Origin of the sequence: Photobacterium lucens, from assembly GCF_009873615.1 — a bacterium.
Lineage (GTDB): Bacteria > Pseudomonadota > Gammaproteobacteria > Enterobacterales > Vibrionaceae > Photobacterium > Photobacterium lucens.
The window spans coordinates 1-11,090 of sequence record NZ_SSMG01000062.1 but is presented as its reverse complement, the minus strand read 5'-3'; the positions used below and the strand labels follow the sequence as shown (position 1 = coordinate 11,090).

The 11,090-nt window shown below is 40.5% G+C and carries 9 protein-coding genes; 6 read left to right on the top strand and 3 right to left on the bottom strand.

Annotation, left to right across the window (positions count from 1 at the left end; genetic code table 11):
• Window positions 1-115 precede the first annotated feature (115 nt).
• Window positions 116-409 (top strand): winged helix-turn-helix domain-containing protein, encoded by a 294-nt coding sequence (locus tag E5A76_RS03630; protein ID WP_161118126.1) that lies wholly within the window; start codon window positions 116-118, stop codon window positions 407-409.
• 80 nt (window positions 410-489) lie between these two features.
• On the top strand, window positions 490-1,572 hold the full coding sequence (locus tag E5A76_RS03625; RefSeq protein ID WP_161118125.1) for a site-2 protease family protein: 1,083 nt from the start codon (window positions 490-492) through the stop codon (window positions 1,570-1,572).
• 85 nt (window positions 1,573-1,657) lie between these two features.
• Here E5A76_RS03625 and E5A76_RS03620 read toward each other — a convergent pair whose 3' ends face one another.
• Complete coding sequence (locus E5A76_RS03620) at window positions 1,658-2,014, bottom strand: YajD family HNH nuclease (protein ID WP_008986913.1); 357 nt, start codon at window positions 2,012-2,014, stop codon at window positions 1,658-1,660.
• 448 nt (window positions 2,015-2,462) lie between these two features.
• Here E5A76_RS03620 and E5A76_RS03615 point away from each other — a divergent pair, with 448 nt between their 5' ends.
• From E5A76_RS03615 to E5A76_RS03600, 4 genes are all read left to right on the top strand, one after another.
• Complete coding sequence (locus tag E5A76_RS03615) at window positions 2,463-3,131, top strand: DUF2760 domain-containing protein (RefSeq protein WP_187695546.1); 669 nt, start codon at window positions 2,463-2,465, stop codon at window positions 3,129-3,131.
• The gene (locus E5A76_RS03610) at window positions 3,131-4,966 is read left to right on the top strand and encodes an Hsp70 family protein (protein ID WP_161118123.1); all 1,836 of its coding nucleotides are present in this window, start codon (window positions 3,131-3,133) and stop codon (window positions 4,964-4,966) included. The genes E5A76_RS03615 and E5A76_RS03610 overlap by 1 nt, the downstream gene beginning before the upstream one ends.
• A gap of 150 nt (window positions 4,967-5,116) precedes the next feature.
• Window positions 5,117-7,969, top strand: coding sequence for an Hsp70 family protein (locus E5A76_RS03605; RefSeq protein ID WP_161118122.1), 2,853 nt, complete (start codon window positions 5,117-5,119; stop codon window positions 7,967-7,969).
• A gap of 314 nt (window positions 7,970-8,283) precedes the next feature.
• The gene (locus E5A76_RS03600) at window positions 8,284-8,487 is read left to right on the top strand and encodes a hypothetical protein (RefSeq protein ID WP_008986909.1); all 204 of its coding nucleotides are present in this window, start codon (window positions 8,284-8,286) and stop codon (window positions 8,485-8,487) included.
• A gap of 124 nt (window positions 8,488-8,611) precedes the next feature.
• Here the strand turns inward: E5A76_RS03600 and E5A76_RS03595 are convergent, their stop codons facing one another.
• Window positions 8,612-9,451 (bottom strand): ABC transporter, encoded by an 840-nt coding sequence (locus tag E5A76_RS03595; RefSeq protein ID WP_161118121.1) that lies wholly within the window; start codon window positions 9,449-9,451, stop codon window positions 8,612-8,614.
• Complete coding sequence (locus tag E5A76_RS03590; protein WP_161118120.1) at window positions 9,448-10,323, bottom strand: ABC transporter ATP-binding protein; 876 nt, start codon at window positions 10,321-10,323, stop codon at window positions 9,448-9,450. The genes E5A76_RS03595 and E5A76_RS03590 overlap by 4 nt, the downstream gene beginning before the upstream one ends.
• Window positions 10,324-11,090 lie beyond the last annotated feature (767 nt).

Sequence of the window (11,090 nt, the reverse complement as noted above, 5' to 3'; positions counted from 1 at the left end):
TTATTAATTTAAGTTACAATTCATTACATTATCAAACGAAAATAGTCTATTTTAATAATACTCTGATTATTTCTAATGAAAAAGTTATAGATAAACAATATAAATAGGGAACGATATGGACATCAGCAAAACCAAATCCAGCTTTTATCGCCGTCTTTACATGGCATATTTAATTGAAAATGGTATCGATAACGTACCCGCTATTATCAAGCATTCGGGTATGCCCCGACGTACAGCGCAAGACACCATAAAAAACCTTGCTGAGCTCGATATTATTTGTTCTTTCAAACAAACCCAAGGTGAACGCAATCACTCAGGTCATTATCACATTGAACAGTGGGGAGCTATTGATAAACAATGGGTTAACACCAATATTGAACAAATAAAATCAGCGCTAGATTATCCATAACTGGTTACACATTCACGCTATCTCATTGCGATTATTTTCGTATAATTCGCTTATTCACCCATAGCTATACAGGTAAAACTTTGCAACTTCTTGAAGTAGATTTTTTAGGTAAGCCTTTACGTTTAGAAGGTTCACTTGCAGGCTGGCAACAACTGTTTTGGGACAACACACTTGTGTCACAAAAAGACGCCACAGCTTCCGATGACAACGATTTCCATCATCAATTTGAATTACAAAATGGTGAGGAAATCATTGAGTGTCAGCTCTCTGGTAACCTAACGTGGCAACCGTTTTTGATCAGCTATCAAGCGCAAGTAAATAACCAAATCATTGCCCAAGGTGAACGTAACGAAAAAGACATAGAACGTCAGGTACCACATACACCGATTTTGGCAGAAAAACGTTTTAGTTTAATTGGCTTGATCTCTTTGGGCATGAAAGCCTTAAAAAGTGCCAAATTAATCAAAGTAGTATTAGCATCAGCCAGTCTTGCTGCTTATTCATGGTTGTTCTCGTTCCAATTTGCCCTCGCTCTGATCGCTTGTTTAATGTTCCATGAATATGGACATGTACGTGCAATGAAATACTTTGGTATGAAAACCAAGGGCATTTACTTAATTCCATTTTTGGGCGGTTTGGCACTCAGTGACGAGAAAATAAATACCCGTTGGCAAGATGTGGTGATCTCGATTATGGGCCCCCTATTTGGTTTGATCATGTCACTGTTCTGTATGGTGGTATATTGGATCACAGGTGAAATGTTCTTTGCTGGGCTTGCAGTATTCAACGCCCTATTAAACCTGTTTAACTTACTACCAATTCTTCCTCTTGATGGTGGTCATGTACTTAAAAGCATTAGCTTTTCGATGAACAGTAAGTTAGGTATTGTGCTATGTGCCGGCGCTGCTATTGGTGGCGTGGTATTAAGCTATTCTCTTGGTTTAACCTTATTTGGTTTCTTACTGATCATGGGCTGTATTGAGATCATCTTTGAATGGAAACAACGTCATCATAGCCACTTATTACCCCTTGATCGCTATGGTCAGATCTTCTCTTTCGTCTGGTACGTGGGCTTAGTTGCCTCACTGATGGGGATTATTTGGTACTTTGCAGGCACAGGCGACACGCTGCTCAGTTTGCCACTGCAAATTCTAGGTACTTAATAACCCTAAATAATGGGTATCAACACACCAAATAACAAAAAAGGGACGCTTATCGTCCCTTTTTTAACTAATAACACAATAAGCGTTATTTCTTTCCTTTTTCCATCATTGCTTTTAAATCAGCAAATGGATTAAAGGTAGCAGCTTGGTGATCATCTTCACCGGCACGTATCACACTGCTTTGACCATTTTCAGCTTCAGTGTATTTCTCATGCTCATGATCGTGACAGAACAAACAAAGAAGCTCCCAGTTACTGCCATCTTCAGGGTTATTTGTATGGTCATGATCAACGTGATGAACAGTCAGTTCACGTAGGTTTGAATAAACAAACTCACGAGAACAACGACCACATACCCATGGGTAAATTTTCAATGCTTTTTCACGGTAACCCGCTTCTTTACGCGCATAAGCAGCACTTGTGCCGTAGTAATCAGATGACATATCTTGACCTATTTCCTAACATAACAACCAATGTTGAGTTATGTCTAAATACCAATTTTGCCGTATTGAACCACCACCGAACTCCCCTTATCAAGCACTAATTTTCAGATTAATGACATCGTCTACGGATTTTTAGCCATCACTTTTTAATACAGAGAGTTAGCTTGTAAACGCGACTAACTGCCCCTATTTCACTGAGCAAGATGATCATGGTTGTGCCAAATGAATAGCCTACACTGCTATTTAACTTAATATTTTGCTTGCAAATTAGGCTAAGAGACCATTTGTTCTCGTATTTAAGCAAAAAAACACGCCGTTACTGGCACCTTTTGAATACGTCTATGATAATATTCGACTAATTATTTGAAGCTGATTCACACTTATATATTTAATCGAATCGACCTTTAACCGCTAAGAGTAAACAAATATGGCTTTTGATTTTTCTAAGATGCACGTTGATTTGTCGGCTGTGCCAACTACTATCGACATGGGTCACGCATGGTTAGGCGCTCTAGTTCTAATTCTATTGGTTATGTACCTAACGAAAAAAGGTAAACCAGTCGAAGTTGAAAAGATTATCGAAAAGGAAATCGAAGTAGAGAAAATCGTCGAAGTTGAAAAACCGGTCGAAAAGATCGTTGAAAAGATTATCGAGAAACCAGTTGAGAAAATTGTCGAAGTTGAAAAAGTTGTAGAGAAGATTGTTGAGGTTGAAGTTGAACCTAAGCTGAAAACATCTACACCTGAAGCTGCCCTTCAACTGCTTTCTCTGTTACAACAAGAAGCACGTTTTATCGACTTCATGCAAGAAGATCTTAAAGGCTATGCTGATGCCGATATCGGTGCGGCAGCTCGTGTTATTCACGAAGGCGGTCAAAAGGTATTAAACGAATACTTCAGCTTTGCGCCAGTACGCACTGAAGAAGAAGAAACACGTATCACCCTACCACAAGGCTTCAATGCTTCTGAAGTACGCCTAACAGGTAATGTGGTTGGTGAAGCACCATTTAACGGTACTTTGATCCACCGTGGTTGGAAAGTAACAGAAGTTAAATTGCCTAAATTGGCAGAAGGCCACGATGCACATATCATCGCAGCCGCTGAGGTAGAATTATAATGCAAGACACACAACAACACCGTTACAGCGTTGGTATCGACTTAGGTACAACACACTGCGTGCTATCTTATGTTGATCTACAAGATGAAAACGCTGATGTTACGGTAATGCCAATTCCACAGCTAACTAATCCTGGTAGCGTGGAAGAGAAAAACCAACTTCCTTCATTCATGTACCAAGCACATGAATCAGAACTTGCTGAAGGTGATACTGCACTTCCTTGGAATGCAAAGCCAAACGCAATTGTTGGTGCAATGGCACGTTCTCTAGGTAGTAAAACCCCTATTCGTCTTATCTCTAGTGCAAAAAGCTGGCTATGTCACGGTGGCGTAAACCGTCGTGATGCATTCTTACCATTAAATAGCCCAGAAGAAGTGGTAAAAGTATCACCACTAGAAGCGACACAAAAATATCTTGAGCACATGGCAGATGCTTGGAACTTCCAACATCCTGAAACGCCAATCTTCGATCAAGATGTCACCATCACAGTACCAGCTTCATTCGATCCTGCTGCTCGTGATCTAACTGCAGAAGCGGCACGCAATGTTGGCTTTAAGCACCTAACATTACTTGAAGAGCCACAAGCAGCAGTATATAGCTGGATCAAAAACAACGATGAAAGCTGGCGTGACCAAGTGTCTGTTGGCGACATCATCCTAGTGGTTGATATCGGTGGTGGTACAACGGATTTATCGTTAGTTGCTGTGACTGAAGAAGACGGTAACCTAACCCTAAACCGTGTGGCTGTTGGTGATCACATCCTATTGGGTGGTGATAACATGGACTTAGCTCTAGCTTACCGTTTGAAGATGAAGCTAGCGCAAGAAGGCAAACAGCTACAACCTTGGCAGGTACTGGCCATTACTCACGCATGTCGTGATGCGAAAGAAGCATTACTAAACGATGCTGAGCTAAAAGCAATGCCAATCGTAGTTCCAAGCCGTGGTTCTAAACTACTTGGTGGTACGCTTCAAACTGAATTAACTCAAGAAGAAGTACAACAAACCCTTGTTGAAGGTTTCTTCCCACAAACGTCAGTTGAAGAGCACCCAGTACAAGCGGCTCGTGGTGCATTAACGCAAATGGGCTTACCTTACGCACAAGATGCAGCGGTATCTCGTCACGTAGCAAGCTTCTTAAGCCGTCAAAGCCAAGCTGTAGAAGAGCTGTTTGAGCAATTTGAACAAATGCACGAAGGCTTTATCCGCCCTACCGCTATTCTGTTCAACGGTGGTGTACTGAAATCTAACCTGCTTTCTGATCGCCTACTTGGCATCATCAATAGCTGGTTAACAACAGGTGGCTCAGAGCCTGCGAAACTACTGCAAGGTTTAGATCTTGATCTAGCTGTTGCAAGTGGTGCGTCTTACTACGGTTCTGTTCGCCAAGGTAAAGGTGTTCGTATCCGTGGTGGTATCGCAAGCAGCTACTACGTGGGTATCGAAAGTGCGATGCCCGCCATTCCAGGTATGGAGCCGCCACTAGAAGCACTGTGTGTTGCACCGTTCGGTATGGAAGAAGGCTCTCACGCTGACGTTCCTAGCCAAGAGTTCGGTTTGATCATCGGTCAGCCAGTGCAATTTAAGTTCTTTGGCTCAACAGTACGTCGTGATGATGTTGCAGGTACTCACCTTGATTGGTGGCAACCAGAAGAGATGGAAGAGCTACCATCAATTCAAGTAACGCTTCCTGTTTCGGAAGGTCGCACGATTGGTGAAGTGGTTCCTGTTAAGCTAGCTTCACGTGTTACTGAATTAGGCACACTTTGCCTAGAAGCGATTTCGACTGATAACGGTCAGAAATGGCAAGTAGAATTCGACGTTCGCGAAAGCTAATATCGAACTAACGGCGCATCTTTTGATGCGCCGTTTATCTATCAATCACACCGTGGGTTTATCAGTTAAAACAACGCAAAATAATCTACCTTCCCGTAGGGCTTTCACTTATTCCCACGTATTCATGTTTCTTTACTTAGTGGAGTCGTCATGCCTTCATCCTCCCCTCGCTATTTAGTCGGTATCGACTTAGGGACAACACACACTGTCGTCGCTTACGCTGAAATTACAAACGATCTTGAAAATAGCCCTATGCACATTTTCAACATTGATCAGTTGATTGCACCTGGCGAAGTGGCACGTAAACCGCTATTACCTTCTTTCCGTTATCACCCTGCACAAGGGGAAATGGATCCAACTCAATTAGTATTACCTTGGAATGCTGAGCCTGTTGAAGGTGAAATTGATACGGTGATCATTGGTGAATTAGCCCGTGAATTAGGTGCTAAAGTTGAAGGTCGCCAAGTCGTTAGTGCGAAAAGCTGGCTTTCTCATCCCCATGTTGATCGTAATGAAGCTATTTTGCCTTGGTCTTCAACTGCCTCGAAATCAGATGTAAAGAAAGTCTCCCCTGTTATCGCTAGCGCAAGTTACTTAAACCACGTACGCCAATCGTGGGATTACCACCACAAAGATGCCAAGCTTGCCGATCAAGAAGTGGTGATCACAGTGCCTGCATCATTTGATGAAGCGGCTCGCGCACTCACATTACAAGCGGCAGAACTCGCAGGATTAAAGAAAGTCTTGCTCCTCGAAGAGCCACAAGCGGTTTGTTACGACTGGTACGCACAAAATAAAGATAATGCTGATGAATTATTAAAAGACATTCCACTTTTAATGGTGTGCGATGTCGGTGGCGGTACAACCGATTTGAGTTTAATTAAGGTTGGCAGTAAAGATAATAAGCTAACACTCGATCGTATCGGTGTTGGTGATCACCTCATGCTTGGTGGTGATAACCTTGATTTATCATTAGCCCATGTTGCTGAGCAGCGTTTAAACGGTGAGTCGAAAAGACTTAGCCAAGCTGCATTATCAAAACTTATTCAGCAAACCCGTAAAGTGAAAGAAAGCTTACTATCCGGTAACGCTCCTGATACCGCCAAAGTTACTATGCTTGGCAGTGGTTCTCGTTTAATTGGCGGAGCTAAAAGCATTGAGTTAAACCGTGAAGAAGTACATAGCATCGCTTTGGATGGCTTCTTCCCTATGACGGATTACAGTGAGCAACCAAGCCAACGCCAAGCAGCGATGGTGGAATTTGGTCTACCGTATGCAGCCGATCCTGCGATCAGTAAGCACATTGCGCAATTTATTGATCTGCACGATCACGTTTGTCGTGATGCATTTAAAGAAAATGGCATTGAAATCAATGACGAAAAGCCTGCGATTCCTGTTGCTGTATTGCTAAATGGTGGTGTATTTAACAGCCCGCTATTAACTAAACGCACATTAAATCTGCTGTCTTCATGGCGTGAAGATAACCATATCACTGAACTTAAAAACCTTCATCCAGATCTCGCTGTTGCCTTTGGTGCAGTGGCTTATGCAAAAGCACGTCATGGTGCACAGCTGAAAATCGGTGGTGGTTCAGCTCGCTCTTTCTTCCTTGTGATTGGTCAAAACAAAGATGTAAAACAAGGCATTTGTTTACTACCCAAAGGCATTGAAGAAAGCACAGAAGTTAACTTAACACACCGTAAATTTGCTTTAACCTTGGGTGAGCCAGTACGTTTTAATCTTGTCTCGACTACTGATGAGAAATACTCAGAAGCGGGTGAACTGGTTGAAATTATTGGTGATGGTTTTGTTACCTTGCCACCATTTATTGCCACCCTTGATAGTGAGCGTGATCGCAGTGAATTAGCGGCAAACCAAAAAGATCGTGAAGAAGTAACATTGGCTTGTCAGCTAACAGAAGTTGGTACGCTTCAAATCGAAGCTGTCAGTATTGCTGATCCAAAAAAACGCTGGAAAGTCGAGTTTGCGATCCGAAAAGATCTCGCCAAAATAAACCGTGGTGATAACGACAGTACCCTTGCTGAAAGCGAACTTCCACCTCGTATGAATGATGCCATTGATGCTATCAAGAAAGTTTACGGTGGCAGCAAAAACAGCGACAATAGTAAAGCTGCGAAAACCTTACGCAACGATCTAGATAAAATGCTAGGTAAGCGTGATAACTGGGAAACCCCATGTTTGCGTGAACTCGCAAATGCATTGCTAGAAAGTAAAAAGCGTCGTCGTCGTTCAGATCTCCACGAGCGTAATTGGTTAAAACTCACAGGCTTTACTATGCGTCCGGGCTTTGGCTACCCTGCCGATGATTTTCGCATGAATGAAATATGGACACTGTACCAGCAAGGCATTCAGTTTGAATCGAATACCCAAACATGGTGTGACTGGTGGACTTTCTGGCGTCGTATTGCTGGTGGCTTAACCCAAGAGCAACAATTAGTTATCTATAAAGATATTGCTAAGTACATTACCCCAGGGGCAAGCCGAAACGCTAAGCTAAATAAAGAGCTTCAAGAGCGCAGTTACGAAGACATGGTGCGTTTAGCGGCATCACTCGAGCATTTGCCATTTGATAAAAAACTACAGTTAATTGAGTGGCTATTTGGTCGTTTACAAAAAGTACAATACGCGCAAGCACATTGGTGGGCAATTGGTCGTATTGCTACACGTACGCCTTTCTATGGTTCTACCCACAACCTGTTATCAGCTGAACACGTTTCTTACTGTTTACCTGAGTTAATGGAATATGATTGGCGAAAAGAGCCTTACATCGCGTTTGCAGCCGTAATGATGACCCGTAAAACAGGTGATCGTAATTTAGATATTAATGATGAATTACGTCAGGAAGTGATTAATAAATTAAAAGCAAGTCGAGCACCCGAAAGTTGGGTCGAGATGGTCTCTGAAATAAAGGTATTAACCGAAGATGAAACCAAACGTGTATTTGGTGACGCATTGCCAAATGGCTTAAGATTAATAGGTTAATTATCAATAATGACAAAGAGTGAGTGTAATACTCACTCTTTTCATTTCTGCAAAATAAAATCGCCAAATTAAAATTAGGCAAACTAAAATACGTATCTATATTTGAATAGCTTAATAATATTGTGGAAATAAGGAACCAATATCTATTTTTTATAGCTAAAGGTTATTCTATTAATCTTCTGTTAAGGTTTCTATTGCTATTGTCTTGTTAACAGCATTAGTTTGCTTGTTTTTATAACAAGTAAATATGATAGAGAGAGACCCTTTATTCTCTCATCAATAAAACATTTAAATAATAGAGAGTAGAAGTTGTTATGAATAATTCTCAATACCAAATCATTGCACAACGTATTTTTAAATCAGAAAATCAACGTGTTGCAGTTGCAGCTGTTGTTTTTGATGGCTTATCAAGCTACGAAGCAGAGAAGCGTTTTGAACTTCCAAAAGGCACTTTATCTCGCAACGTTCGTAAATATAAGAACGAAGTGAAATACATTGAGTCTGTATCAGCAGCATAATCTTATTGTTAACATAGCTAATCCACTTCATGTATATAGTGCATAGATAAAAAAACAACATTGGTTTAGCTTGGGTGAACAATATAAAAAGGAGAGTTAATACTCTCCTTTTTTATATTTCCTATTAATCAGACTTACCTGAACGATATCGCACAGTTAATACGAAAAATCCTACAGTTATAATAAATAGTCCGATTAAAGTAGGAACGCCAATATTAAGTAATGTCATCCAAGGTGTTTTACTCAACAAGATATTAATTGACAGATTATTGACTTGACTTATCCAATCTCCAATTACTGTTGAGTCAAATACAAAAGTTCCCATTATTTTAATTAAAATAATAATCACAAAAATCGTAATTAATGGATGATCATTAAATTGTGATATAAAGAAGATCAAACAAGCTATTGGTAATAGCGCTAAACTCATTGCAGCCATGGTAGAAATAAACTCACCATAATGCAGTAAAATCGCCATTCCATTAACAGAATACTCCGTCAAAAGGCTCTGTGGAACAAACCATTGCCCTACAATCCATACTGTAAGATCTGAAAACAACAATAAAAACGATGAGAACAGTGGGATCACAATCAAAGCAAACACCAGTTTGATCGCAATCGCTTGGTTATCTGTTACAGGCATTGAATGCCAAAAAGCAAGGCTGCCCTCTTTTCTTTCTTTCGCTAACGTTCTTGCTGTGTAAGTAAAAAAGCTGATCAGTGTCACTAGTCCAGCGATAAGAAAGTTTATTAATCCAATAACACCTGCGAATGTTTCGCTGCCTGCTAGTGTCGGAGTCCAGCTTTCTAAACCTGAGGTTTGAAGATTAAAGGAAAAATTACCAGTATTACTGATGATCAAGCTGATATTGATTATCGCGAAAACAGCCAAAAACAAAGGTAAACGAGTAACGATTTTATGCTCTAGCAATTCCTTGCCAAGTAGCGTTTTTATCGGGCTCATAAAACCTCCTGTTGTTGCTTTGCAATAAAGATATCGGCAAGACTTGGCTTCGTGACGGTTCCTAACATACTCAATTCAGCTTCAGAGATATTTTCAAATAGCAAACGATGTTGACCTAACCCTTGCTTACAGCTGATGGGCTTCAAACGCATTGCTTGGTCGAGTTGTTGATCATCAACAGATAGCACATTATAACGCTGAGACAGATCATCCAGACGACCTTGTAATACAGTACACCCCTGCTTAAGTACCAATACATCTGTCAGCATATGAGCAATTTCATCTACTTCATGGCTGGCAATAATTAGCGAACGCTCTCCATCATGAAACCATTCCATTAAATAACGATAGAATGTCTCACGATACATAAGATCGAGCCCCAATGTTGGCTCATCTAAAATTAATACATTAACGTCAGTCGCCATGACTAAAGCAAGATGAAGCTGAACTTTCATGCCTTTAGAAAGCGCTGCAATTTTTGATTTCAGCTGAATATTCGTTTGTGCAAGATAGCGATCCATCTTATTTTGATCATAACGAGGATGAACACCTTGGACATATTTCATCACCTGTTTCACTGTCATCCATTCAGGTAAGACAGCAACATCTGAAATATAACCAAGTCGCTCAACAATTTTTGCTCGATCTTTTTGTGGTACAAGGCCAAAAATATTTAATTCACCTTGATATGAATGCATCCCAAGCATGGCTTTGATCAATGTTGATTTACCTGCCCCATTATGTCCCAGCAGTCCCAATACTTGGCCTGACTTCAGTTCAAACGAAACATCAGTCAAAGCGGTACTCTCTTGGTAGGACTTACTGATATGTTGAGCAGAGACGAATGTAATCTCTACATTATTGTTTTTCACACATACTTCCTTTGGCAATGCCTGCTTATATTATGATTATGTATTACCCATCAAAGAGTAACGATAAAAGCTATCTGCTATCAACCATTAAAACTGATTTGTTTTATACCCAAGCGACTTCAAGATGCCTGATTCAGAGCGAAGTCACTGAGTTGAATTCAAGGAAGACAACGAAGCGGAATAGCGAGCTCTTTCCAAGTTGTCTGACGCAAGAAGTCGGCTCAGTGACACGCTCCCAAAGGGCGAGCGTCCTTAGCTCTCAGACTTTGTTAACGATTCTCAATGTAGAACCACTATATCTTCGAATCGTCGCCGCGCCTGAGAACTAAGGTCGTCTCGCTGAACACTGCATCTTGAGGTTGCTTGGGTATATAACCTAATTTCAGATAATAAGTGCCTTCAAGTTACAAGGTTCAGAATACTTGTTACAACGTCAAGTTCAATGAAAGCAACAAAGCGCAACGCTTATCTATTTCCAAGTAACGTAAGACAAAACAAAGCTGTAAACGGTCAGTTAATTTGAATATTTCTAGAGTAGAAAAGCCCGATAAGCAAATAGCAGTAAATTACCGCATATTATCTGTTAACTGGGGTATTAGAGTAGAGAGGAAGAAGGTATAAAACTTACTCAGCTTTCAAGAACAAATTTGAATACAAATTGATAATATTGCTATCTATTCAAAATAAAACCGAATAAATATCATATTTAATCAAATAAACCACATTTAAATGATAAAAATAACTAATAGTAACTATTGTGCATAAAC